Raw genomic sequence first — 26,645 nt, 5'->3', positions numbered from 1 at the left:
GGATAAAAAACCGGCGGCATGTGGGATCATGCGGTGCGAGCCACCGCGTCACGCGAGGCGGCATCACGCTCATCGCCCAGCAGTTCACTCAACTGTCCGTTACGCATTTCCAGCAGACGATCGGCGTGAATAAAATAGTGATCGTCATGGCTAATGGCGAAGATAGTTTTACCCATTTCTTGCATCAGCGGTAACAGGACCTGATAGAACTCACGACGGAAATGGGGATCCTGATCGGCAGCCCATTCATCCAGCAGAATGATGTCGCGCTCCTCCGCCAGAGCCAGCAGCAGCGCCACGCGTTTCTTCTGCCCTTTCGACAGCTTCAGATTGAGGATGCGACCATCATTCATCTCCAGCTTGTGACCCATCTTCAGATGTTCCAGCCACTTCGCTACCAGCTGCGGATTGGCTTCTTTACCTTCCGGCCCCAGCAGTTTGTCGAACAGCCAGACGTCGGTAAACACGGCGGAAAACAGCTTGCGATAATCTTCCGGCTTTTCAACGGCCACGGCCTTACCATCAAGCAAAATTTCACCTGACTGCGGCTGGTATAGCCCGGTCAGTAACATCGCCAGCGTAGATTTCCCGCTGCCGTTGCCGCCAATCAAGAAGATCAGTTCACCGCGATGAATCGTCAGATTGACCGGCCCTACGGAAAAGGCATTATCCTGATAGTGGAAAACCACGTTACGCAGTTCCAGCGTTTGCCAGTTTGGAAAGGCGGTTGGGCGCGGGAATTCGGCCTTAAAAGGTGCCAGTGCGAATTTATTCAGCTTGTTGAAAGCCACCTGCGCAGTGAGCAGGGTCGGTAGCGCGCCAACGGCAGAGAGCAGCGGCGTACGCAGGAATAACAGCGTCAGTGAGTAAGTCGCCGCCACGGCGGTATCCGCCCAGCCCAGACTATTCGCCATCCAGAACACCAGGCCAATGGCGCCCAGCATCATAATGTTTGACCAGTTGACCGCGCTCAGGTGGAAGGTATCGGCGCGAATAATATGGTGACGGTACTCTTTGGCATCCGGGACGTACATCTGATTAAAGATATGCTCGGCGCGCTCGCGGTTGAGCGTCAGCTCTTTGCGCCCTTCCAGCACCGTCTGATAATCGTTGTACAACTTGTCTTCGGTTTCGCGCAGGGTAGCCATGTGCTTATACACCCGCGCCACCAGTACAAATCCCCCCCAGATGGTGATTGCCATCCAGATTGCCGTCACCAGCAGCATTTTGGTCGACAGCATCGCCAGATACGCCGCCGATCCGATGGTCAGGATAATCCCCTGCACCAGCTCAGGCAGACGAACAAAGGCGATGGTGATGTTGCGAATGTCGCTGGTTAAACCGGCCAGCAATGAGGCGCTGCCAAGCTGTTCAATACGCTCGACGTGGGTATCCAGAATACGTTTGATAAATTCGCTACGCAGACGGTAGACAAAGTGGTGGCCGAGCGTGGTCAACGCCAGCTGAGAGCCGAGAGTGACAACCATCAATAGCAGCAACAGGCCAAGAAACTCCGGCAGCACCATCAGCGTGGTGTCGACCGTTTCAATCAGACGCTGGTTGATAAACGCAATCAGCCCAATCCCCAACGCAGCGCTGGCGAGGCTGAGCGCCATGACGCTGATAAATGGCCAGCGATACTGCCGCCAGACAAGAAGTAAAAGTTCCATGCGAACAACCCGGACAAGTAATAACAGCCCGCAGTTTAAACATCTCTTCGCTGACAGCAATAATAATTCTTATTTTTATTCTTTTTTACCCGCCTGACGAAACGTCAGATTGTAGCGACAGTCTCCGGTCAACGGATGATACCCCGTCTTAAGCGGCTGGATCCCATGATAAAACAGCCGCGAAGTACCGCCCCACACCACCACATCGCCATGTTCCAGCAGCAAACGCTTTAAGGGGTCATTACGGCGCAAGCCGCCAAATTGAAAGATGGCAGGCAATCCTAGCGACACCGAGACAATCGGCGCCCGCAGGTCGGGCTCGTCTTTATCCTGATGTAAGGACAGTTTTGCCCCAGGCGTGTAGCGGTTAATCAGACAGGCATCGGGTTGAAAATCAGCATAGCCCGCCGCCGTCGCTGCCTGTTGGCACAGGTCAGCGAATGCATCCGGCAGCGGCGGCCAGTGCGCGCCGGTTAGCGGATCAAAAGGAGAATAAAGGTAACCATGTTGATCGGTCGTCCAGCCCAGACGACCACAGTTGGTCATTGCCACCGACATCGTGTAGCCGCCGGGCGTCACCATCTGGCGAAACGGCGACTGTCTGGCGATAGCCGCTATCGCCTGCAGCAGAGACGGTGCGCAGTCAAAAGCGAAGCGTCGCAGAATAACCGCGCCTGACGCCAGCGGCTCCTGCCAGGGTTTCGCATCCGCAAAGAGATCGAGCATTATGTTTCCTCGTCAGTCGTTTCACGTTGCAGTAACTGTGCTTTGCGCGCAATGCCCCACCGGTAGCCCGAAAGCGCGCCATCGCCGCGGATCACCCGGTGACACGGGATGACGATTGCCAGTTTATTCGCCCCACAGGCGCTGGCCACCGCACGCACCGCCTTCGGTTTGCCAATGGCGCTGGCCAGTTGCTGGTAGCTCATCGTTTCGCCGCACGGAATTGCGCGCAACGCCTGCCACACCTGCTGCTGAAATGCGGTTCCCCGGATATCCAGCGGCAGCGATAACGGCGCGTCACGCGCATTGATTGCGGCGATCACTTCGCGCACGCGCTGCTGAAAATCGGCATCTGCTGGCACATCCTGAGCGGCGGGGAACAGCTCATGCAGATCCGCAACCAACGTAGCGTCATCATCACCTAGTAAGATCGCGCAGATACCACGTTCGCTTTCCGCCACCAGACAGCGACCCAGAGTGCAATCTGCCAGGGTATAGCGTACAGAAACGTTGTCACCACCTTTACGAAATTGCTTTGCGGTCATGCCTAACGTCTGATCCGCTTTTCGGTAGTAGCTGCTGCTGTCGGGAAATCCGGCGTTGAGAATTGCCTGCGTTACCGGAACGCCTTTCGCCAGCGCATCGCGCAGACGGCGGGCGCGCCAGGACTGCTGCCACGCTTTGGGGGTCATGCCCGTTGTGGCTTTGAACAGGCGATGTAAGTGATACGGGCTCATCGCCACCTGCTGCGCCAGCTCGTCCAGCGTGAGGGGAGATTCCTGCTCCAGTAACTGGCAGGCGTGGGCTATTTTCTCCAGCCGATGCTGGTGGGCGCTGTCTTTATCCGGCTGACAACGTTTACAGGGACGAAAACCGGCGGCCAGCGCCTGCCGGGCATCGGCAAAGAAACTGACATTTTTGCGCAGCGCATGTTTCGCCCGACAGGACGGACGGCAGAAAATGCCGGTAGTCTGGACGGCGAAAACAAACTGACCGTCAGCGTCAGCGTCACGATCCACAACGGACTGCCAGCGGTCATCATCAGTTATGTGTAAACGATTTTTCATTATGGACTCCTTTGTTAAGCATAGCGCTTAGCCTCAGAGTGTCCCCATAGCCGGATACAAAAACCCGCAATCTTGCTTTTTAATTTTTTTCGCTGAGCAGGAAGCTTTTAAACTGCGGCGACATCCAGGTTTTAAACCCCTCGCCCTCTTTTATAATCATATAGACCGCGAGTCCTTCACGACGCACAACCTCTTTGGCCTTTTCCGGGCCGAGAACCATCAATCCGGTATCCCAGCCGTCAGCCTCCAGCGCCGTTGGTGCGATTACCGTTACAGACACCAGGTTGTGTTCAATCGGACGACCGGTTTGCGGATCAATAACATGGGAAAGGCGCTTACCATCCAGCTCATAATAGTTACGGTAGCTGCCGGAGGTGCTAATGCCATGCCCGTTAATGTCGACAATCGCCTGCACCGCGTTTTCGCGATCGGTCGGTTTCTGAATCGCGACTCGCCACGAAAGCCCGTCTGCATTCATACCGCGGCTGTTCAATGCTCCACCAACGGATACCAGATAACGGGCGATCCCTTCCTGCTCCATTAATCGTGCCAGATGATCGGCGGCATAACCTTCGCCAACGGTCGAGAGATCCACGTACAGCTCGGGCAAATCTTTTTGCAGGTAGTTCCGATGCGCCTCATTAACAACCTTCAGATGTGAAAGCCCGGTTTGCGCTTTTGCGGCGTCAATTTGCGCCTGCGTAGGAATATGCACCGGTTGCTGATCCGGGCCAAAGCCCCACAGATTGACCAACGGACCCACGGTAATATCCATGGCCCCACCGGTTTTTGCGCCAATGCGTAACGCCGAAGTCACGATATCGGCCATAGCATCATTAACCGGCCATGGCGACAGGCTTTTCGACAGGTTAAAGCGCATTAACGCAGAATCATTTTTATAGGTAGAGAGAAGCTGATCGTCGGCATCCAGCTGAGCCTGGATCTTCGCCTGCAGTTCCCCGGCGCGTTTGGCATCTACGCCCACCGCACTAACCCGCCAGAAAGTGCCCATGGTTTTACCTTCCAGAACGGTGGCAGGTTGTGTGGTCTGGGCAGGTTTCGGGGCTTCATCGCACCCGACAAAAAAGATCGTCACAGCCAGTAGTGCTGCGCGATAGAAATTCACTTCCATACGTAATTATCCTCATGCGAACGGGCGCAAGAGTACACCAAAAATCGTTGTTTGTACGACGAAAAAACGGCATTAAAAAAGGCCCCGCAGGGCCTTTTAACGACATGAGCGCAGATTAGAACTGGTAAACCAGACCCAGCGCTACGATATCATCGGTAGCAATACCTGCTGCCTGGGTAAACGCATTGTCATCCAGCAGGTTGATTTTGTAATCAACATAGGTAGACATGTTTTTGTTGAAGTAGTAAGTCGCGCCAACATCAACATATTTCACGATATCCTGGTCACCGTAGTTGGTGAAGCCATTGCTGATGTCTTTGCCTTTTGACTGCAGGTAAGCCACGGAAGGACGCAGACCGAAATCGAACTGGTACTGTGCCACAACTTCAAAGTTCTGTGCTTTATCTGCGAAGCCATATGCAGCAGTCCGGTTGCTACCGTTAGAGGTACCGAAACGGGTTGCGTTATAGGACTGGGAGTACTGTGCAGCCAGGTAAACGTTGTTAGCGTCGTATTTCAGACCACCGGTATAAACCGTTGCACGGTCACCGTTACCGTACACGCCAAGAGCATTCTGATCAGCGGTACGTTTAGAGGTAGTGATCGCACCACCGATACCAAAGCCAGAGCCGAGATCGTAAGTCAGAGAGCCGCCATAACCATCGCCATTCTGGGTCAGCAGGCTACGACCACCTTCGTTTTCACCGCTTACGCTGCCGTTTTTACCCTGGTACTGCAGGGCAAAGTTCAGACCATCAACCAGGCCAAAGAAATCTGTATTACGGTAGGTCGCATAACCGTTACCACGCTGCTGCATGAAGTTGTCCGCACCGTAGGTGTCACCGCCGAATTCTGGCAGGACGTCGGTCCAGGACGTTACATCATAAGTTACACCGTAGTTACGACCGTAGTCGAAAGAACCTGCATCAGCGAATTTCAGGCCTGCGAATGCCACACGCGTCCAGGCGTCGTTGCTGGATTCACTCTGGTTGCCTTGAATCTGGTATTCCCACTGGCCGTAACCGGTCAGTTGGTCGTTAACCTGGGTTTCGCCTTTGAAGCCAATACGCATGTAAGTCTTATCACCATCATCACCTTTGTTATCGGAGAAATAGTGCAGACCGTCTACTTTACCGTACAGGTCTAATTTGTTGCCGTCTTTGTTATAAATTTCAGCCGCATTTGCTGCGCCTGCTACCAGCAGTGCTGGTACCAGGAGGGACAGTACTTTAACTTTCATGTTATTAACCCTCTGTTATATGCCTTTATTGCTTTTTTATGCCACTGCATACTGATTAAGGTCATTAACCAGTCGGCAACTTCATTCTCCGCAAAAACACAGAATAATCCAACACGAATATGATACTAAAACTTTTAAGGTGTTTCATTTATCGGCATAGGTGTTTCAAAATATTAATACGAGGGAACTTTTTTAAAATCAAAAAACAGGAAAAATAAGCACAAATAATCAAGAACTATTTTAATTAAATTTAAAATCAATAGGTTACCTTGAAAATAGTTATAGCACTGAATGACAAAACAAAATCTTCACTCGCAACTAAAATAGACCCGCTATCATCATTAACTTTATTTATTACCGTCATTCATTCATGAATGTCTGTTTACCCCTATTTCAACCGAATGCTTCGCGTTCGGTTTTTTTTTACCCTTCTTTACACAAAACTTACCGTTCTGTGCTACCGATGCAAAACTATAACAACTATTAACTATCTCATTGCGTCGTATTCAGATATAAATCTGATTAATAATTTCTTGTTATTTAATGCTAAATGTATACATTCCGTACAAATATTTGTACCCACCTTTATCCACTGTACACCTTTGCATTGTGATGGCTGCAACAGAATGGAGCGTAAAAAATGCGGGCCATCCGGCGTGGTGTAAGTGTGGCAATTCATATATTACCCTTTATACTGCCCCATCATCTTTCGCGTCGTTTAACAGGTCATAAACACGAATGAGTCAGTCTGACACAACGGCTTCTACCCGATTCTCCCTGCTACCGGGAAGTATTACCCGTTTCTTCTTATTACTGATCGTTGTGCTGTTGGTGATGATGGGCGTTATGGTCCAGAGCGCCGTCAACACCTGGTTAAAGGATAAGAGCTATCAGATTGTCGATATCACCCATGCCATTCATAAAAGGGTCGATACCTGGCGATACGTGACCTGGCAAATCTATGACAATATTGCCGCTACGGCCAGTTCACCTGGTGCAGAAGGACTGCAGGAAACGCGTCTGAAACAAGACGTCTATTATCTTGAGAAACCGCGCAGAAAGACCGAGGCGCTGATTTTCGGTTCCCATGACAGTTCTACGCTGGAGATGACCCAACGCATCTCAACCTATCTTGATACGCTGTGGGGCGCGGAAAATGTTCCGTGGTCTATGTATTACCTGAATGGTCAGGACAATAGCCTGATCCTTATCTCAACGTTGCCGCTAAAAGATCTGACTTCCGGTTTTAAAGAGTCGACGATTGGTAATATTGTCGATTCACGGCGCGCGGAAATGTTACAACAGGCCAATGCGCTGGATGAACGTGAAAGCTTCTCTTCACTGCGCCGTCTGGCGTGGCAGAACGGGCATTACTTCACGCTACGCACGACCTTTAATCAGCCTGGACATCTGGCAACGGTTGTCGCCTTTGACCTGCCGATTAATGACTTGATCCCACCCGGCATGCCGCTGGACAGCTTCCATCTGGTTCCAGATGCCACGTCAACAACCGAGCATCTGAATGAAAAAGAGTCGCCTGACAGCGTCAGCATTAATTTCAACAACAGTAAAATTGAGATCTCTTCGGCGCTAAACTCAACGGATATGCGGCTGGTGTGGCAGGTTCCGTTTGGCTCATTGCTGCTCGACACCTTGCAAAGCATTCTGCTGCCGCTGTTACTCAACATTGCTTTGTTGGCCCTGGCGCTGTTTGGCTATACCACCTTTCGCCACCTCCCTGCCCGTTCCACCGAAGTGGTACCAAACCTTGCGGCAAATAATGAACTGCGTGTTCTGCGCGCCATCAATGAAGAGATTGTGTCCCTGCTGCCTCTGGGCTTGCTGGTGCACGATCAAGAAGCAAACCGCACGGTTATCAGCAATAAAATTGCCGACCACCTGTTACCGCATTTAAATTTGCAAAACATTACCAGTATGGCGGAGCAGCATCAGGGGGTGATTCAGGCCACCATCAATAATGAGCTGTATGAGATCCGGCTGTTCCGCAGCCAGATCTCATCGAGAACGCAGATCTTTATTATTCGTGACCAGGACCGCGAAGTGCTGGTTAATAAGAAGCTGAAGCAAGCGCAGCGACTGTATGAGAAAAACCAGCAGGCCCGGGCGGCCTTTATGCAGAATATCGGCAGCGCACTGAAAGACCCGGCGAAAACACTTGCCGCTAATGCTGCCGCACTGAATAGCCCGGACAGCCAGAAACTGGCCAATCAGGCAGACGTTCTGGTGCGTATGGTAGATGAAATCCAGTTGGCCAACCTGCTGGAAAGCGACGCCTGGAAAAGTGAATCGACGCTGTTTTCCGTGCAGTCGTTAATTGATGACGTGGTTCCGGAGGTTCTGCCAGCCATTAAACGTAAAGGGCTGCAGCTACTGATTAAAAATCACCTTAGCGCCCATGATGAACGCCGCGGCGACCGCGATGCCCTGCGCCGTATTTTGCTGTTGCTGATCCAATATGCGGTAACCACTACGCAAATTGGCAAAATCACGCTGGAAGTCGACCAGGATGAATCGGAGACTGAACGCCTGACCTTCCGCATTCTGGATACCGGGCAAGGTGTCACGTTGAATGAAGTTGATAACCTGCACTTCCCGTTCATCAATGACACCCAGGACGATCGCTATAGCAAGGCCAACCCGCTGACGTTCTGGTTATGCGATCAGCTCGCCCGCAAGCTAGGTGGACACCTGAACATTAAAGCGCGGGAAGAACTTGGAACACGTTATATAGTCCATGTTAAAATGCCGCTGCACGATCAACATGCTGAAAGTGAAGAGCGTTTGTTAGATGACGTCTGCATAATGGTTGATGTCACCTCTAATGACGTACGCAGCATCGTATTACGCCAACTGGAGAACTGGGGAGCAACCTGCATCACGCCTGATGAGCGGTTGAATAGTCAAGAATATGATCTCTTTTTAACAGATAATCCGTCTAATCTTACTGCCTCAGGCCTTCTTTTAAGCGATGATGAGTCTGGCGTGCGGAAAATTGGCCCTGGTCAGCTGCGCGTCAACTTTAATATGAGCAATGCTATGCAGGAAGCTGTCCTCGAGCTGATAGAAGAGCAGCTGGCACAAGAAGAGATCCAGGAACTCCCCCTCGGCGGAGATGAAAACGCCGAACTTCATGCCAGTGGTTACTATGCACTCTTTGTAGACACAGTACCGGATGATGTTAAGAGGTTGTATACTGAGGCAGCAACCAGCGATTTCGCTGCGTTAGCCCAAACGGCCCATCGCCTGAAAGGCGTGTTTGCCATGCTTAATCTGGTACCCGGCAAGCAGTTATGTGAAGCGCTGGAACATCTTATTCAAGAGAAAGATGCTCCAGGTATAGAAAAATACATCAGCGACATTGACGATTACGTCAAGAGCTTGCTGTAGCAAGGTAGCCCAATACATGAACACTATGAACGTAATTATTGCCGATGACCACCCGATTGTACTGTTCGGTATTCGTAAATCACTTGAGCAAATCGAGTGGGTAAACGTTGTCGGCGAATTTGAAGACTCCACTGCACTGATCAACAATTTGCCTAAGTTAGATGCTCATGTGTTGATTACCGACCTCTCCATGCCGGGAGATAAATACGGTGACGGGATCACGTTAATTAAGTATATCAAGCGCCATTTCCCGAGCCTGTCGATTATTGTTCTCACCATGAACAACAACCCGGCAATCCTGAGCGCGGTACTGGATCTCGATATTGAAGGAATTGTCCTGAAGCAAGGCGCGCCAACAGATCTGCCGAAAGCGCTTGCCGCGCTGCAGAAGGGTAAGAAATTCACCCCGGAAAGCGTTTCTCGTCTGCTGGAAAAAATCAGCGCCAGCGGTTACGGCGACAAACGTCTGTCACCGAAAGAGAGCGAAGTTCTGCGCCTGTTTGCCGAAGGTTTCTTGGTTACTGAAATCGCGAAAAAACTCAACCGCAGTATTAAAACCATCAGCAGCCAGAAAAAGTCGGCAATGATGAAACTCGGTGTGGAAAACGATATCGCCCTGTTGAATTACCTTTCTTCCGTCACGCTGAGTCCTTCAGACAAAGAGTAATTCTTTTAACATCGACGTGCCTGATGGCACGGCGTTTATCAGGCCTACGAATGACACGATGTTGTGCGTGTTACGTAGGCCGGATAAGGCAAACGCCCCATCCGGCCTCTTTTATTCCCGCGCCTTTCTCACTCTTTCCGCATAGACCGTCAGCGTTTGCTTCAATACATCTAACGTCACCGGCTTAGACAGACAGCTATCCATACCTGACTCCAGACAACGCTGCTTCTCTTCAGCCAGCGCGTTGGCCGTCACGCCGACAACCGGCAGGGTTAATCCTAACTGGCGAATACGCTGGGTCAGACGATAACCATCCATATTCGGCATGTTAACGTCGCTCAGCACGATGTCGATATGGTTTTTACTCAGTACATTGAGTGCGTCCACGCCGTCATTCGCGGTTTTACACTGATATCCCAACGATCCCAACTGATCGGCCAGTAAACGCCTGTTGATAGGATGATCGTCGACCACCAGAATCATCATGTCATCGTTAGTTGCAGCAACTTTATCCGGGGCTGGCAACGCCGTTGAAAGCTCTTCACTGCTCAGCTCAAGGCTGTAGATATGCGCCAACAGCGCGGGCAGTTCGTGAGGCGATGCCACGCTGTGCACCCACTCCCCGGGCACCCTTTCCAGCGGAATACCGATATGACGACGGCAGAAAATCACCGCGGCGCGTCCCTGCCACGCCTGCTCCAGCACATCGTCGGCAATCAGCAGGTCATCCGCATCCGGTTGCTGTCCCTCATAGCACTGCACCGTCATCCCGTTACGCGCCAGACTGGATTCAATAAACTGGTACAGCGACGCGTTACGCACCGCCAGCCAGCAACGTTTGCCGACAAGCCCTTCGATACCTTTTTTCAGCGGGTACTGCGCGCCATAAAGCGGAATACGCAGCATAAACTGGCTACCCATTCCCGGTTCAGAATCGACGGAAATATCCCCATCCATCATGCTGATCAGTTTTTCACAGATAGCCAAACCAAGCCCGGTTCCCTGGAAATTACGCTGTACGCCGGTTCCCACCTGGAAGAAAGGATCGAACAAGCGGACGACCTCTTTGGCAGGGATCCCAACCCCGGTATCACGCACGCGAATACTGAGATAGTCTTCGTTACACTGCACGTGCAGCACAATGCAGCCGGTATCGGTAAACTTGATAGCATTACTCAGCAGATTGGAAATCACCTGCTGCAAACGCATCGGATCACCATTGAGCGCCACCGGTACATTCGGCTCGATAAAGCAGTACAACCCCAGCTGTTTGCGAACCACCAGCGGCAGATAGTTAGCCGTAATATGATTCATTACTTCACGCGGTGAAAACTCGCGCGGTTCAATCTTCAGCTGTTCAGATTCAATTTTCGAGAAATCGAGAATATCGCTGATAATCTTCAACAGCAGGCTGGAAGAGTTGTTCATCGCCGTCACCAGGCGATCTACTCCGTTGGGTAACTCTTTGGTTTGCAACAAATCAAGGTTACCGATAATGCCATACAGCGGCGTACGCAGCTCGTGGCTTACCGTCGCAAGGAACATCGATTTGGACTGGCTCGCCTGCTCCGCCGCCTGCGCCATCTCCTGCAACGACTCTTCCATTTTAACGCGCGCGCTGATGTCAACCAGCACACAAATTGCCACGTTTTCATTACGATAGCGCGAGTGCACAAAGCTGATTTGCAGATTGGTATTGTTGCTGGTCAGCACATCAACAAAATTGACCTGCTGGCCGCAGATAATTTGCGTTAACCGTTGCCGGTCTTCATGCGTTAGCATGTTGAGATAGGTGTGCGCCAGCTCATTACTCAGGATGTTAATGCCATCTATCGTACGCAGAATACAAATCCCAACCGGCGCGGAAGCCACGATTTTACGGTTAAACTGCTCGTGCTCTTCCAGACGCTGGGCATCGCTTTCCGCAGGAATAAAAATGCGCCGCTCATACATGCGCGTAAGCATAAATAACGCCGCGCCAACCAGCACATTCAGCAGAATAGCGTTCAGGATCATCATGCGGATCCGCTCCAGCACCAGATCGACCGGTACTGAATAAACAATGCTTAGCGATGACGGGGGCAGGTTTTTCTTCAGCACCAGTTCGTGAAAACCCGACGTATAGCCAAACCAGGAGCGCTCCTGCATCCAGCGAGGTTCAGCCTTAATATTCCCCTCGGGGCCGGTGAGCGAAATCAGCGCATGACCATTTTCATCAAGGATGGTCACTCCCATCGGCAAACTGCCCGGCGTGAAAAAGTTCTCCATGCGGATAGGCTGTTCCACACCCAACAGCGCCTGCAGGCGATTAGCGAGATAAACCGGCGTCAGCGCATAGAAATAGCCTATCCCCGGCCGCGGCCCCTGGCTAATCCAGAACAGGTTATTACCGTTTTCGTCCTGCGGTGCATTGCGATACTTAATAATGCGCTCATGCAGCGCCTTCAACGCCCCGTCACGTTCGACAGGCATATCACGCAGACCGAAATTGGCCATGCAAAGGTTGTCGCTGCCGATCAGGAACACACGATTCAAATCATAGGCCGCGGAAAAGTTATCCCGCCAGTAGCGCATAAACCACGCCAGCGATTCCAGCGAACCTCGCCAGGCGTTGCCCATCACCGAGCAGTCGGAGTCGGCAAACAGCGGCTCGAAGTTTGGCACGGCGGTTTTATCATCCCGCGCCCGCAACGACATCACGCCGTTTTCCGCCGTTAAGCGATTCTCAGCGATATATTTCAGCTCCTTAATCACATCAGAAGTGCGCTGAATGTAACGTTGGGCCTGATCGGAACTGAGGTTAAGCTCCTGGTGAATCTCGGACTCTCTCTGGTGCAGCGCATTCACGATGTAGAAAACGGAGGCAAATGCGATTAGCCCCCAGATCAGGAGCGCCAACGCCCTGAACAGATAGCGTGAGACTTTTAGCGTTGAATGAACGGAAGCAAGGTATTTCAAAGGGGCGAAGCTCCGCCTCAGGGCATTAATAGAGTGTGGTTAAGGTAGCGGTAAATGTCCGGCGTCGCAATGCCCTCTCTTTACGGGAATATGATACACCGCTCTGAAACCATTGTCTTAACCCGTGATAATCGTCGTTTGCCTGAAAAACACTGCACGGATGTCAGAATGCGCGACCTGAGATGGCTGGCTCGTCGGTTATACCCACGACGATTACGCAACCAAATGATCATGATGGCCATCCTGATGGTCATCATTCCGACGATATCTATAGGTTATATCGTAGAAACTGAAGGCCGTTCAGCAGTCTTATCTGAAAAAGAGAAAAAACTGTCATCGGTGATAACCCTGCTAAACGATGCGCTGGGCGACCGCTTTAGTCACTACCCAAATTTGCCGCGTGAAGCACGCATTCGCGCGCTTAATCAAGAGTTGGCCCCCATCACCGAGCGCATTACGCAAGCGTTTCCCGGCATTGGCGCCGGGTATTATCACAAAGCGCTGGATGCCATTATCACCTACGCCCCCTCCGCGCTTTACCAAGGCAACGTAGGTATCACCATCACCGAGGATCATCCCGGACGCGAAGTGATGAGTAGCAACGCGCCTGTGGTCTATTCCGGGCGACAGGTTCGCGGCGACATACTCAACTCGATGATCCCAATAGCGCGCCAGGGAGAGGTTATTGGGTATATCTGGGCCAATGAGCTCACCGAAGATATCCGCCAGCAGGCCTGGAGAATGGACGTCAGGATTATTGCCGTACTGGTTGCCGGGCTCATCTGTAGCCTGCTGCTCATCGTGCACTTCTCACGCCGACTCAGTGCGAATATCGACATCATCACCGATGGGCTTTCCACGCTGGCACAAAAAACCCCTACCCGACTGCCTGAACTCCCCGGCGAGTTAGGACAAATCAGCCGTAGCGTCAATGCGCTGGCACAAACGCTACGGGAAACCAAAACCCTTAACGATCTGATCATTGAAAATGCCGCAGATGGCGTGATCGCCATCGACAGGCAAGGCGACGTTACCACCATGAACCCGGCGGCAGAACAGATAACGGGCTACACGCTGCATGAGCTGGTCGGACAGCCCTATGCGACGCTCTTTGCCAATACGCAGTTTTATAGCCCGGTACTGGACACCCTTGAGCACGGTACTGAACATGTGGCCCAGGAGATTAGCTTTCCAGGACGAGAACGCACCATTGAGATCAGTGTAACCACCAGTCGGATCCATAACGCACACGGCGAGCTGATTGGCGCGCTGGTTATTTTCTCCGATTTAACCGCCCGTAAAGAGACCCAGCGTCGACTGGCGCAAACCGAAAGGCTTGCCACCCTGGGTGAGCTGATGGCCGGCGTCGCGCATGAAGTGCGAAACCCGCTGACTGCAATTCGTGGCTACGTCCAGATCATCCGCCAGCAAACCTCGCTGCCGGAACATCAGGAATATTTATCTGTTGTGCTGAATGAAATTGATTCCATCAATAAAGTTATTCAACAACTGTTAGATTTCTCTCGCCCACGACAAAGCCAGTGGCAACAGATTCGGCTCAATGCGCTCATTGAAGAGACGCTAATCCTGGTGCAAACCGCTGGCCTGCAGGCACGGATCGCCTTTACAACGGAATTAGATCCCAACCTGCCGCCGATCGTCGCCGATCGCGAGCTTCTCAAACAGGTGATCCTCAATATTTTAATCAATGCGGTACAGGCGATCGCTGCGCGAGGCGAAATTCGCATCCGTACCTGGCAATACTCGGCCTCGCAACAGGCCGTGATGATTGAAGATAATGGCAACGGTATCGATCTCGCCATACAGAAGAAAATATTCGATCCCTTTTTTACGACAAAAGCATCAGGCACCGGTCTTGGACTGGCGCTGAGCCAGCGCATCATCAACGCGCATCAGGGGGATATCCACGTAACCAGCCAGCCTGGCTGCGGGGCGATATTCACTCTGATTTTACCTCTTAACCCGCAGGGAAATCCGTCAGAATGAAAACGACCTATCGTATTCTCATCGCTGATGATGAAGAAAATGTTCGCCGTATGCTTGCCACCGCATTTTCCCTGCAAGGGCATGAGACACATTGCGCCAGCGACGGGAAAGCCGCGCTGAGCCTGTTTAGCGAAACGCAGCCAGACGTGGTGCTGATGGACATTCGCATGCCGGAGATGGACGGTATCGACGCGCTGAAAGTTATGCGCACGCAGCAACCACGGATCCCCGTCATTCTGATGACCGCTTACGCTGAAGTAGAAACCGCAGTAGAAGCTTTACGTAGCGGCGCATTCGACTACGTGATTAAGCCCTTTGATCTCGACGAGCTAAGCATGGTGATTCAACGCGCATTGCAACTGCAGGAGATGAAACAGGAAATCCGCAATCTGCATAAAGCGTTGACCACCAGCTGGCAGTGGGGACATATTTTGACCACCAGCCCGCGTATGATGGATATCTGTAAAGACACGGCGAAAATCGCCCTCTCCCAGGCAAACGTGTTGATTAGCGGTGAAAGCGGCACAGGAAAAGAGCTGATCGCCCGCGCCATTCACTACAACAGCAAACGCGCCAATGGCCCCTTTATCAAAATTAACTGCGCGGCCCTGCCGGAGTCGTTGTTGGAAAGCGAGCTATTTGGTCACGAAAAAGGCGCGTTTACCGGGGCACAGACGTTGCGCCAGGGATTGTTCGAACGCGCTCATCAGGGAACTTTATTGCTTGATGAAATTGGCGAGATGCCGCTGGTGCTGCAGGCCAAGCTGCTGCGCATTTTGCAGGAGAGGGAGTTTGAACGCATCGGCGGGCACCAGACCATTCGCGTTGACATTCGAATCGTCGCCGCCACCAACCGCTGTCTGCAAACGATGGTGAAGGAAGGAACGTTTCGCGAAGACCTGTTTTACCGGCTCAACGTTATCCATCTGACTTTGCCGCCCTTACGCGAGCGTCGTGAAGATATTGCCTTATTAGCAAACCACTTTTTACAAAAATTCAGCTCTGAAAATCAGCGGGATATTATCGAGATCGACCCGACGGCGATGTCGATCCTCACCGCCTGGCCCTGGCCCGGTAACATTCGCGAACTGTCAAACGTCATCGAACGTGCAGTCGTTATGAATACCGGCGCGGTGATCTTTGCCGACGATCTCCCCGATCCGTTGCGCAACCCGGTGAGCTCCACAACAGAGGCAAAACCGACTTACTCCGGGGAACGCAATCTGAAAGAAGAGATTAAGCGTGAGGAAAAACGAATTATCCTCGAAGTCCTCGACAATCAGGACGGCAATCGCACCCGCACGGCGCTGATGCTGGGAATTAGCCGTCGCGCTCTGATGTATAAATTACAAGAGTACGGCATCGACCCATCGGGTTCCTGATACGCAAATTTGCTATGCAGAATTTTGCACACTGCGCAAAATTCTGCATAACCCCTCGTGGTCTCCTTTCACCAAGACCACAAAAATAAACCAATAAATTCAATCAACTAAACATTAATACGTTTCTTTAGTCATTCTGGCACCCTGCTTGCAATTCCCTGAGCGTACCCAAAATGGAGTATGCAAAAAGGGAAACATAATGAAAACAAAACTGATTACCTTACAAGACGCTGCGGGCTTCTTTCGTGACGGCATGACCATCATGGTCGGTGGTTTTATGGGCGTTGGCACACCACCTCGTCTGGTTGAAGCCCTGCTGGAGTCCGGCGTCAGAGATCTGACGCTGATTGCTAACGATACCGCCTTTGTCGATACCGGTATCGGCCCCCTGATCGTCAATGGGCGGGTGAGCAAAGTGATTGCCTCGCACATTGGTACAAACCCGGAAACCGGTCGTCGCATGATTGCCGGCGAGATGGATGTACAGCTGGTTCCGCAAGGTACCCTGATCGAGCAGATTCGTTGCGGCGGCGCGGGTCTTGGCGGCTTTCTGACCCCCACTGGCGTTGGCACCATCGTGGAAGAAGGCAAGCAAACCATGACGCTTGAGGGTAAAACCTGGCTGCTTGAACGCCCATTACGCGCCGATTTAGCGCTTATTCGCGCCCACCGCTCTGACATGCTTGGCAACCTCACCTACCAGCTCAGCGCCCGTAACTTTAACCCTCTGATTGCCCTCGCCGCTGATATCACGCTGGTCGAACCGGACGAAATGGTTGAAACAGGGGAGCTGCAGCCTGACCAGATTGTGACCCCCGCCGCCGTTATCGACCATATCGTCATTCCACAGGAGAGCTAATCATGGATGCTAAACAACGTATTGCGCGCCGGGTGGCGCAAGAACTTCGCGATGGCGATATCGTCAACTTAGGTATCGGCCTGCCAACGATGGTAGCTAACTATTTACCTGCTGATATTCACATTACGCTGCAATCTGAGAACGGTTTTCTGGGACTGGGCCCAGTCACCACCGCCCATCCTGACCTGGTGAACGCGGGCGGCCAACCGTGCGGTATTTTGCCGGGCGCGGCGATGTTTGATAGCGCCATGTCGTTCGCGTTGATTCGCGGCGGTCATGTTGATGCCTGTGTGCTTGGCGGGTTGCAGGTCGATGAGCAGGCAAACCTCGCCAACTGGGTGGTTCCCGGCAAGATGGTGCCCGGCATGGGTGGCGCAATGGATCTGGTGACCGGTGCGCGTAAAGTCATTATCGCCATGGAGCATTGCGCAAAAGACGGCTCCGCAAAAATCCTGCGTCAATGCACCATGCCGCTCACTGCACAGCATGCTGTGCATATGCTGGTCACCGAGCTGGCTGTATTCCGCTTTATAGATGGCAAGATGTGGCTGACTGAAATCGTCGAAGGATGCGACATCGCCACGCTATGTGAAAAAACCGAAGCACAGTTTGAAATTGCCGACGATCTGCGCATCCTGCGAGGTGACGCATGATTGGCCGCATCGCTCGCTTTATGACACGGGTAGTCAGCCGCTGGCTGCCCGACCCACTGATTTTCGCCATGTTATTAACGTTGCTGACCTTTGGCATCGCGCTGTGGTTAACGCCGCAGACCCCCATCAGCATGGTGAAATTCTGGGGTGACGGTTTCTGGAACCTGCTGGCGTTTGGTATGCAGATGGCGCTGATCATCGTAACCGGCCATGCGTTAGCCAGTTCCGGGCCGGTGAAAAGCCTGCTGCGTACGGCGGCATCCGCCGCCAAAACCCCCGCTCAGGGCGTCATGCTGGTGACTTTTTTTGGTTCAGTTGCCTGCGTTATTAACTGGGGATTTGGTCTGGTGGTCGGGGCTATGTTCGCCCGCGAAGTAGCTCGTCGGGTACCGGGTTCCGATTATCCGTTACTGATTGCCTGCGCCTACATCGGGTTCCTGACCTGGGGCGGCGGCTTCTCCGGCTCAATGCCTTTGCTGGCGGCAACGCCTGGCAACCCGGTCGAGCACGTAGCGGGCCTCATTCCTGTCGCGGATACCCTGTTCACCGGCTTCAATATTTTCATCACCCTCGGCCTGATTGTGGTGATGCCGTTTATCACCCGGATGATGACGCCAAAACCTTCAGATGTGGTGAGCATCGATCCGAAACTGTTACTGGAAGAAGCTGATTTTCAGAAGAAACTGCCACCAGATGCGCCGCCATCTGAAAAACTGGAAGAGAGCCGCATTCTGGCGCTGATCATCGGTGCATTAGGGATTGCCTATCTGGGCATCTACTTTGCCGAGAAAGGTTTCAACATCACCATCAATACCGTCAACCTGATGTTTATGATTGCCGGTCTGCTGCTGCACAAAACGCCGATGGCCTATATGCGTGCCGTCAGTGCTGCGGCACGCAGCACCGCCGGGATTCTGGTGCAATTCCCCTTCTATGCCGGTATTCAGTTGATGATGGAGCACTCCGGCCTCGGTGGGCTCATTACTGAATTTTTCATCAACGTTGCCAACAAAGATACCTTCCCACTGATGACTTTCTTCAGTTCAGCCCTGATTAACTTTGCCGTGCCATCCGGCGGTGGCCATTGGGTTATTCAGGGACCGTTCGTCATGCCTGCCGCTCAGGCGCTGGGTGCCGATCTTGGCAAATCAGTCATGGCCATCGCCTACGGTGAGCAGTGGATGAACATGGCACAACCGTTCTGGGCGCTACCCGCGCTGGCCATCGCCGGTCTCGGAGTACGCGACATTATGGGCTACTGCATCACCGCCCTGCTCTTCTCCGGCGTCATTTTTGTTATTGGATTGACCTTGTTCTGACGGCAACAACTTAATTAAAGGAACTGAAAAATGAAAAACTGTGTCATCGTCAGCGCGGCACGTACCGCAATCGGCAGTTTTAACGGCGCACTGGCAACTACGGGTGCCGTCGAGCTTGGCTCAACCGTCATTAGAGCCGCTCTTGAACGCGCGCACCTTGACCCACAGCGCGTGGACGAGGTGATTATGGGCAACGTGCTGCAGTCAGGACTCGGGCAAAACCCAGCGCGTCAGGCATTATTAAAAAGCGGCCTGTCCGACACCGTTTGCGGCTTTACCGTCAACAAAGTGTGCGGCTCTGGCCTGAAAGGCGTGGCGCTTGCCGCCCTCGCTATCAAGGCCGGACAAGCCCAGGCGATCGTCGCGGGTGGGATGGAAAACATGAGCCTGGCCCCCTACCTGTTAGACGCAAAAGCCCGCTGGGGCTATCGCCTCGGTGACGGGCAATTGTCCGACGTGATTCTGCGCGATGGCCTGATCTGCGCCGAGCATGGTTACCACATGGGGATCACTGCAGAAAATGTTGCCAAAGAGTATGGCATCAGCCGCGAAATGCAGGATGAACTGGCTCTGCAGTCACAGCGTAAAGCCGTTGCCGCAATCGAGTCTGGCGCATTTGAGGCTGAAATCGTGCCCGTCAGCGTGTCATCACGGAAGAAAACCATCATCTTTGAGCGTGACGAATTCCCCAAAGCTGACTCGACGGCCGAAGGCCTCGCCGCATTGCGTCCAGCCTTCGATAAAGCAGGAACCGTCACCGCAGGTAACGCCTCGGGGATCAACGACGGTGCAGCGGCATTAGTGGTAATGGAAGAGTCCGCAGCACTGGAAGCAGGGCTGAAGCCATTGGCGCGGATCAAAGCCTGGGCCAGTGGCGGCGTAGCACCGGCTATGATGGGGATGGGGCCGGTTCCCGCCACGCTGAAGGCACTGCAACTGAGCGGCTTACAGCTTTCTGATATCGATCTGATCGAAGCCAACGAGGCATTTGCTGCTCAGTTTCTTGCCGTCGGTAAAACGCTGGGATTTGATCCGCAAAAGGTTAACGTCAACGGTGGGGCAATTGCGTTGGGACACCCTATTGGCGCCAGCGGCGCGCGAATACTGGTGACGCTGCTGCATGCGCTACAGGCACGGGATCAAACGCTTGGACTGGCCACGCTGTGCATTGGCGGCGGTCAGGGCATTGCGATGATAGTGGAGCGAATGAATTAAAAAAAAGGGCCGGATATTTCCGGCCCTTTTTATCACGTCTTAATTACTCTTCAGCGTCGTCCGCTGCATCGTCATCGCTTTCCGCTTCAGGCGCGATATCCTCGTCCCCTTCAGCAGCGCTACCGTCGATGGAGTCGAGCTCTTCATCATCAACCGGTTCAGCAACGCGTTGCAGACCCACAACGTTTTCATCTTCCGCAGTACGGATGAGGATAACGCCCTGGGTGTTACGCCCTACCACGCTGATTTCCGACACGCGAGTACGTACCAGCGTACCTGCATCGGTGATCATCATGATCTGGTCGGTATCTTCAACCTGCACTGCGCCGACAACGGAACCGTTGCGCTCGGTGACTTTGATGGAGATAACGCCCTGGGTCGCACGAGACTTGGTCGGATACTCTTCCGCCGCCGTACGCTTACCGTAGCCGTTCTGGGTAACGGTCAGGATAGCACCTTCACCACGCGGAACGATCAGCGATACCACGCTGTCGCTTTCCGCCAGTTTGATACCGCGTACGCCGGTCGCGGTACGTCCCATCGGACGAACAGCCCCTTCTTTGAAGCGCACCACTTTACCGGCAGCAGAGAACAGCATAACTTCGTCACTACCAGACGTCAGGTCAACGCCAATCAGCTCATCGCCTTCGTTCAGGTTAACCGCAATGATACCGGCTGAACGCGGACGGCTGAACTCGGTCAGCGCTGTTTTCTTCACGGTACCGCTGGCGGTTGCCATGAAGACGTTGACGCCTTCTTCGTACTCACGTACTGGCAGAATTGCGGTGATACGTTCGTTAGCTTCCAGTGGCAGCAGGTTGACGATAGGACGTCCACGCGCACCACGGCTTGCTTCCGGCAACTGATAAACCTTCATCCAGTACAAACGACCGCGGCTGGAGAAGCAGAGGATCGTGTCATGGGTGTTAGCCACCAGCAGGCGGTCGATAAAGTCTTCTTCTTTAATTCGTGCTGCAGATTTGCCTTTACCGCCACGACGCTGCGCTTCGTAATCGGTTAACGGCTGATATTTCACGTAGCCTTGATGAGACAAGGTCACGACAACATCTTCCTGGCTAATCAGATCTTCGATGTTGATGTCAGCGCTGTTCGCGGTGATTTCGGTCCGACGTGCGTCGCCGAACTGTTCACGAATCAGCTCCATCTCTTCACGGATGACTTCCATCAGACGATCGGCGCTGCCCAGAATGTGCAGCAGTTCAGCGATCTGCTCCAGCAGCTCTTTGTATTCGTCGAGCAGTTTTTCGTGCTCAAGGCCGGTCAGTTTCTGCAAACGCAGATCCAGAATGGCCTGGGCCTGCTGTTCAGTCAGGTAGTACTGACCGTCACGCACGCCAAATTCCGGTTCCAGCCATTCAGGACGCGCGGCATCATCGCCGGCACGTTCCAGCATGGCAGAAACGTTACCCAGCTCCCACGAACGCGCGACCAGCGCTGCTTTCGCTTCTGCCGGGGTTGGCGCACGGCGGATCAGTTCGATGATCGGATCGATGTTCGCCAGCGCAATCGCCAGCGCTTCAAGGATGTGCGCACGGTCGCGGGCTTTACGCAGTTCAAAGATAGTACGGCGGGTTACGACTTCACGGCGGTGACGTACAAACGCAGCAATAATATCTTTCAGGTTCATGATTTTCGGCTGTCCATGGTGCAACGCAACCATGTTGATACCGAAAGAAACCTGCAGTTGGGTCTGGGAGTAGAGGTTGTTCAGAACCACTTCCCCGACTGCGTCGCGTTTCACTTCAATCACGATGCGCATACCGTCTTTGTCAGACTCGTCACGCAGCGCGCTGATACCTTCAACGCGTTTGTCTTTTACCAGCTCGGCGATTTTCTCGATCAGGCGCGCTTTGTTCACCTGATACGGAATTTCATGGACGATGATGGTTTCACGGCCAGTTTTGGCATCCGCTTCGACTTCCGCGCGTGCGCGGATGTACACTTTGCCACGGCCGGTACGGTAGGCTTCTTCAATACCACGACGACCGTTGATGATCGCGGCGGTCGGGAAGTCCGGACCCGGAATATGTTCCATCAGCCCTTCAATGCTGATGTCTTCATCGTCAATGTATGCCAGGCAGCCGTTGATCACTTCCGTCAGGTTGTGCGGCGGAATGTTGGTCGCCATACCTACCGCGATACCGGACGAGCCGTTCACCAGCAGGTTAGGAATTTTGGTTGGCATGACGTCAGGAATTTGTTCGGTGCCGTCGTAGTTATCGACGAAATCCACCGTTTCTTTTTCCAGGTCAGCCATCAGCTCATGGGCGATTTTCGACATACGGATTTCCGTATAACGCATCGCCGCTGCGGAGTCGCCATCGACAGAACCAAAGTTACCCTGACCATCTACCAGCATGTAACGCAAGGAGAATGGCTGCGCCATACGAACAATGGTGTCGTAAACGGCGGTATCACCATGAGGGTGGTATTTACCGATTACGTCACCAACGACACGGGCAGATTTTTTATAGGCTTTATTCCAGTCGTTGCCCAATACGTTCATGGCGTAAAGTACGCGACGGTGAACCGGCTTCAGGCCATCTCGGACGTCCGGCAGCGCACGGCCAACAATGACCGACATCGCATAATCCAGATAGGAGCTCTTCAGCTCTTCCTCAATGTTGACCGGTGTAATTTCTCTCGCAAGGTCGCTCATCTAACCGCTATCCCTCTACTGTATCCCGGATTCAAAGGTCGCAAATTATAACACATCCGTGCAGATTCAGGTAAATGGATTCCCCCTGACAGAGGCTTTATTCATCCCGTCAGGCTGATATACTCATTTGCATCGCAAATTTAGGAGTAGAAGCCCCAATGAATGCCGAAAAACCTCCGGTAACTCACAACGTTGATCAGGAAGAAATTGCCAAGTTTGAAGCAGTCGCGTCACGCTGGTGGGATCTTGAGGGTGAATTTAAGCCACTGCACCGTATTAACCCGCTGCGCCTGGGCTATATCACGGAGCGCTCAGGCGGCCTGTTTGGTAAAAAGGTACTCGACGTCGGCTGCGGCGGCGGCATTCTGGCGGAAAGCATGGCGCGCGAGGGCGCAACCGTCACCGGGCTGGACATGGGCTTTGAACCGTTACAGGTAGCAAAACTGCATGCGCTGGAGAGTGGCATCCAGGTGGAATACGTTCAAGAAACGGTTGAAGAACATGCGGAAAAACATGCGCATCAGTATGACGTTGTGACCTGCATGGAAATGCTGGAGCACGTACCGGACCCGCAGTCGGTGGTCAGGGCCTGCGCCAGACTGGTCAAACCGGGCGGCGAAGTGTTTTTCTCCACGCTTAATCGCAACGGCAAATCCTGGCTAATGGCGGTGGTCGGCGCGGAATATATTTTGCGTATGGTGCCGAAAGGCACGCATGATGTGAAAAAATTCATTAAGCCGGCTGAACTGTTAGAGTGGGTTGACCAGACCGTGCTGAAAGAGCGTCATATGACCGGCCTGCACTACAACCCGATCACCAACAGTTTTAAACTCGGCCCCGGCGTTGATGTGAACTATATGGTACACACTACCGCGCAAGCAGATTAACCTCCTCCACCCGGCCGGATAAGGCGTGCAACGCCGCAATCCGGCACAGTGCCTGATAGTGCGCAGCTTTCGGGCCTGCGCATCGCCTACCAATCTTGAGTAGGATCGTCAGGGCAATTTTTGCGCCAGGTCATAAGAACTTACCTTGCCTTAGATGAAGAAATCAGCACTCGATCAAATTTTCTATTTTTTTTCTCAATTATTGACATCCTCGCCAGGCCTTATAAGACGCGCACTTAGCGATTATTACCCTTTTGCAACCTCAATTTAACCTCAAAATCAACTCTTGTACTGAAAAGAATCCCTACTAGAATACTCACCATATAGCGTCTACTTTATCAAACAACCCCTACATATAGTATTTATCCACAGACTTAGTCACAACATGACTTTGTGGATAATATGGGGGATATTTTTTCTTTCACGGACAGGTAAAAAACCACATGAATCAGAGTCTGCTGGTGACAAAGCGTGATGGTAGTACAGAGCGCATCAATCTCGACAAAATCCACCGAGTTCTGGATTGGGCGGCAGAAGGACTGAATAACGTATCGATTTCTCAGGTCGAGTTGCGCTCCCACATTCAGTTTTATGACGGTATCAAGACATCCGATATCCATGAAACAATCATCAAAGCTGCCGCCGACCTGATCTCCCGCGAGGCACCGGATTATCAATACCTGGCTGCTCGCCTGGCAATTTTCCATCTGCGCAAAAAAGCCTACGGCGAGTTTGAACCGCCGAAACTGTTCGACCATGTCGTGAAAATGGTTGAAATGGGCAAATACGACAATCATCTGCTGGAAGACTACACGGAAGAAGAGTTCAAGCAGATGGACTCGTTCATCGTACACGACCGTGATATGACCTTCTCCTACGCTGCGGTGAAGCAGTTAGAAGGTAAATACCTGGTACAAAACCGTGTTACCGGTGAGATTTATGAAAGCGCGCAGTTCCTCTACATTCTGGTAGCGGCCTGCCTGTTCTCTAACTATCCGCGTGAAACGCGTCTGCAATACGTAAAACGTTTCTACGACGCCGTTTCTACGTTTAAAATTTCACTGCCGACGCCGATTATGTCCGGCGTGCGTACCCCTACCCGTCAGTTCAGCTCCTGCGTACTGATCGAGTGCGGCGACAGCCTGGACTCCATCAACGCCACCTCCAGCGCGATTGTGAAATACGTTTCCCAGCGCGCCGGCATCGGTATCAACGCCGGTCGCATCCGTGCGCTGGGTAGCCCGATCCGCGGCGGTGAAGCGTTCCACACCGGTTGTATTCCGTTCTACAAGCACTTCCAGACCGCGGTAAAATCCTGCTCCCAGGGCGGCGTACGCGGCGGTGCTGCAACGCTGTTCTACCCAATGTGGCACCTGGAAGTTGAAAGCCTGCTGGTCCTGAAAAACAACCGTGGCGTCGAAGGCAACCGCGTGCGTCACATGGACTACGGCGTACAGATCAACAAACTGATGTACACCCGTCTGCTGAAGGGCGGCGACATCACGCTGTTCAGCCCGTCCGACGTCCCGGGCCTGTATGATGCATTCTTCGCCGACCAGGACGAATTCGAACGTCTGTACACCAAATATGAAAACGACGACAGTATCCGCAAGCAACGCGTCAAAGCCGTTGAGCTGTTCTCATTGATGATGCAGGAACGTGCCTCTACCGGGCGTATCTATATTCAGAACGTTGACCACTGCAACACTCATAGCCCGTTTGATCCAATTGTCGCTCCGGTGCGCCAGTCTAACCTGTGCCTGGAAATCGCCCTGCCGACCAAACCGCTGACCGACGTTAACGACGAAAACGGCGAAATTGCGCTGTGTACGCTGTCCGCATTTAACCTCGGTGCTATCAACAGCCTGGACGAGCTGGAAGAGCTGGCCGAATTGGCGGTGCGCGCGCTGGATGCGCTGCTCGATTATCAGGATTATCCGATTCCTGCCGCCAAACGCGGCGCAATGGGTCGCCGTACGCTGGGTATTGGCGTGATCAACTACGCCTACTGGCTGGCGAAAAACGGTAAGCGTTATTCTGACGGCAGCGCGAACAACCTGACTCACAAAACCTTTGAAGCCATTCAGTATTACCTGATGAAAGCCTCTAACGAGCTGGCGAAAGAGCAAGGCGCGTGCCCGTGGTTTAACGAAACGACCTACTCCAAAGGTATTCTGCCGATCGATACCTATAAAAAAGATCTCGATGCTATTGTCAACGAGCCGCTGCATCTGGATTGGGAACAACTGCGTGAATCCATCAAAACGCACGGTCTGCGTAACTCCACGCTGTCAGCCCTGATGCCATCGGAGACCTCTTCGCAGATCTCTAACGCCACCAACGGTATTGAACCACCGCGCGGCTATGTGAGCATCAAAGCGTCGAAAGACGGTATTCTGCGCCAGGTCGTGCCGGACTACGAACACCTGCACGACGCGTACGAACTGCTGTGGGAAATGCCGAACAACGATGGCTATTTGCAGCTGGTAGGTATCATGCAGAAATTTATCGATCAGTCGATTTCCGCCAACACCAACTATGATCCGTCGCGCTTCCCATCCGGAAAAGTACCGATGCAGCAGTTACTGAAAGACCTGCTCACCGCCTACAAATTTGGTGTCAAAACGCTGTATTATCAAAACACCCGTGACGGTGCGGAAGATTCTCAGGACGATCTGGTGCCGTCCATTCAGGACGATGGCTGCGAAAGCGGCGCATGTAAGATCTGATGAACGATGCCGGGTGGCACCAGGCTCACCCGGCCTACAGTAGCTTGGT

At 52.8% G+C, this 26,645-nt stretch carries 16 protein-coding genes and 1 pseudogene; 10 read left to right on the top strand and 7 right to left on the bottom strand.

Going from position 1 to position 26,645, the window contains the following annotated elements; genetic code table 11:
- Positions 1 to 26 precede the first annotated feature (26 nt).
- From HVZ39_RS08505 to HVZ39_RS08485, 5 genes and pseudogenes are all read right to left on the bottom strand, one after another.
- A complete protein-coding gene (locus HVZ39_RS08505; protein WP_016157011.1) occupies positions 27 to 1,670 on the bottom strand; it encodes a multidrug ABC transporter permease/ATP-binding protein in 1,644 nt (547 codons plus the stop codon).
- Between the two features lie 35 nt (positions 1,671 to 1,705).
- A pseudogene (alkB, locus tag HVZ39_RS08500) lies at positions 1,706 to 2,396 on the bottom strand (DNA oxidative demethylase AlkB).
- The gene (gene ada / locus HVZ39_RS08495; protein ID WP_181633466.1) at positions 2,396 to 3,460 is read right to left on the bottom strand and encodes a bifunctional DNA-binding transcriptional regulator/O6-methylguanine-DNA methyltransferase Ada; all 1,065 of its coding nucleotides are present in this window, start codon (positions 3,458 to 3,460) and stop codon (positions 2,396 to 2,398) included. Before ada ends, alkB begins: the two are co-directional and overlap by 1 nt.
- Positions 3,461 to 3,539: 79 nt before the next feature.
- Complete coding sequence (apbE, locus tag HVZ39_RS08490) at positions 3,540 to 4,592, bottom strand: FAD:protein FMN transferase ApbE (RefSeq protein WP_016153786.1); 1,053 nt, start codon at positions 4,590 to 4,592, stop codon at positions 3,540 to 3,542.
- A gap of 115 nt (positions 4,593 to 4,707) precedes the next feature.
- On the bottom strand, positions 4,708 to 5,832 hold the full coding sequence (locus tag HVZ39_RS08485; protein ID WP_016157015.1) for a porin OmpC: 1,125 nt from the start codon (positions 5,830 to 5,832) through the stop codon (positions 4,708 to 4,710).
- Positions 5,833 to 6,570: 738 nt separating this feature from the next.
- Here HVZ39_RS08485 and rcsD point away from each other — a divergent pair.
- Both rcsD and rcsB read left to right on the top strand, forming a co-directional pair.
- Entirely contained in the window at positions 6,571 to 9,240 is a 2,670-nt protein-coding gene (rcsD, locus tag HVZ39_RS08480; protein ID WP_181633465.1) for a phosphotransferase RcsD, read from the top strand.
- A 16-nt stretch (positions 9,241 to 9,256) separates the two neighbouring features.
- The gene (rcsB, locus tag HVZ39_RS08475) at positions 9,257 to 9,907 is read left to right on the top strand and encodes a response regulator transcription factor RcsB (RefSeq protein ID WP_003027592.1); all 651 of its coding nucleotides are present in this window, start codon (positions 9,257 to 9,259) and stop codon (positions 9,905 to 9,907) included.
- Positions 9,908 to 10,018: 111 nt separating this feature from the next.
- Here rcsB and rcsC read toward each other — a convergent pair whose 3' ends face one another.
- Complete coding sequence (gene rcsC / locus HVZ39_RS08470; RefSeq protein ID WP_181633464.1) at positions 10,019 to 12,865, bottom strand: two-component system sensor histidine kinase RcsC; 2,847 nt, start codon at positions 12,863 to 12,865, stop codon at positions 10,019 to 10,021.
- Positions 12,866 to 13,033: 168 nt separating this feature from the next.
- On the opposite strand from rcsC, the gene atoS reads away from it, so the two are divergent.
- From atoS to HVZ39_RS08440, 6 genes are all read left to right on the top strand, one after another.
- On the top strand, positions 13,034 to 14,872 hold the full coding sequence (gene atoS / locus HVZ39_RS08465; RefSeq protein ID WP_142417550.1) for a two-component system sensor histidine kinase AtoS: 1,839 nt from the start codon (positions 13,034 to 13,036) through the stop codon (positions 14,870 to 14,872).
- Positions 14,869 to 16,254 carry an acetoacetate metabolism transcriptional regulator AtoC gene (gene atoC / locus HVZ39_RS08460; RefSeq protein WP_181633463.1) on the top strand — a complete coding sequence of 462 codons (1,386 nt, stop codon included), beginning with the start codon at positions 14,869 to 14,871 and terminating at the stop codon, positions 16,252 to 16,254. Before atoS ends, atoC begins: the two co-directional genes overlap by 4 nt.
- A 199-nt stretch (positions 16,255 to 16,453) precedes the next feature.
- A complete protein-coding gene (atoD, locus tag HVZ39_RS08455; protein ID WP_016153792.1) occupies positions 16,454 to 17,113 on the top strand; it encodes an acetate CoA-transferase subunit alpha in 660 nt (219 codons plus the stop codon).
- 2 nt (positions 17,114 to 17,115) lie between these two features.
- Positions 17,116 to 17,766 (top strand): 3-oxoacid CoA-transferase subunit B, encoded by a 651-nt coding sequence (locus tag HVZ39_RS08450; RefSeq protein ID WP_016157021.1) that lies wholly within the window; start codon positions 17,116 to 17,118, stop codon positions 17,764 to 17,766.
- Positions 17,763 to 19,085 carry a TIGR00366 family protein gene (locus tag HVZ39_RS08445; RefSeq protein WP_016153794.1) on the top strand — a complete coding sequence of 441 codons (1,323 nt, stop codon included), beginning with the start codon at positions 17,763 to 17,765 and terminating at the stop codon, positions 19,083 to 19,085. The genes HVZ39_RS08450 and HVZ39_RS08445 overlap by 4 nt, the downstream gene beginning before the upstream one ends.
- Positions 19,086 to 19,115: 30 nt before the next feature.
- Positions 19,116 to 20,300 carry an acetyl-CoA C-acetyltransferase gene (locus tag HVZ39_RS08440; RefSeq protein ID WP_181633462.1) on the top strand — a complete coding sequence of 395 codons (1,185 nt, stop codon included), beginning with the start codon at positions 19,116 to 19,118 and terminating at the stop codon, positions 20,298 to 20,300.
- 43 nt (positions 20,301 to 20,343) lie between these two features.
- On the opposite strand, the gene gyrA is transcribed toward HVZ39_RS08440, so the two are convergent.
- Positions 20,344 to 22,980: a DNA topoisomerase (ATP-hydrolyzing) subunit A gene (gene gyrA, locus HVZ39_RS08435; RefSeq protein ID WP_016153796.1), complete on the bottom strand. Its 2,637-nt coding sequence runs from the start codon at positions 22,978 to 22,980 to the stop codon at positions 20,344 to 20,346.
- A 158-nt stretch (positions 22,981 to 23,138) separates the two neighbouring features.
- On the opposite strand from gyrA, the gene ubiG reads away from it, so the two are divergent.
- Together ubiG and nrdA are read left to right on the top strand one after the other, a co-directional pair.
- On the top strand, positions 23,139 to 23,867 hold the full coding sequence (ubiG, locus tag HVZ39_RS08430; protein ID WP_075847744.1) for a bifunctional 2-polyprenyl-6-hydroxyphenol methylase/3-demethylubiquinol 3-O-methyltransferase UbiG: 729 nt from the start codon (positions 23,139 to 23,141) through the stop codon (positions 23,865 to 23,867).
- Positions 23,868 to 24,310: 443 nt separating this feature from the next.
- A complete protein-coding gene (gene nrdA / locus HVZ39_RS08425; RefSeq protein WP_016153798.1) occupies positions 24,311 to 26,596 on the top strand; it encodes a class 1a ribonucleoside-diphosphate reductase subunit alpha in 2,286 nt (761 codons plus the stop codon).
- The last annotated feature ends 49 nt before the right edge of the window (positions 26,597 to 26,645 follow it).

Origin of the sequence: Citrobacter sp. RHB35-C21 (assembly GCF_013816515.1) — a bacterium.
Lineage (GTDB): Bacteria > Pseudomonadota > Gammaproteobacteria > Enterobacterales > Enterobacteriaceae > Citrobacter > Citrobacter braakii.
This window is presented reverse-complemented; position numbering and strand designations above follow the sequence as displayed.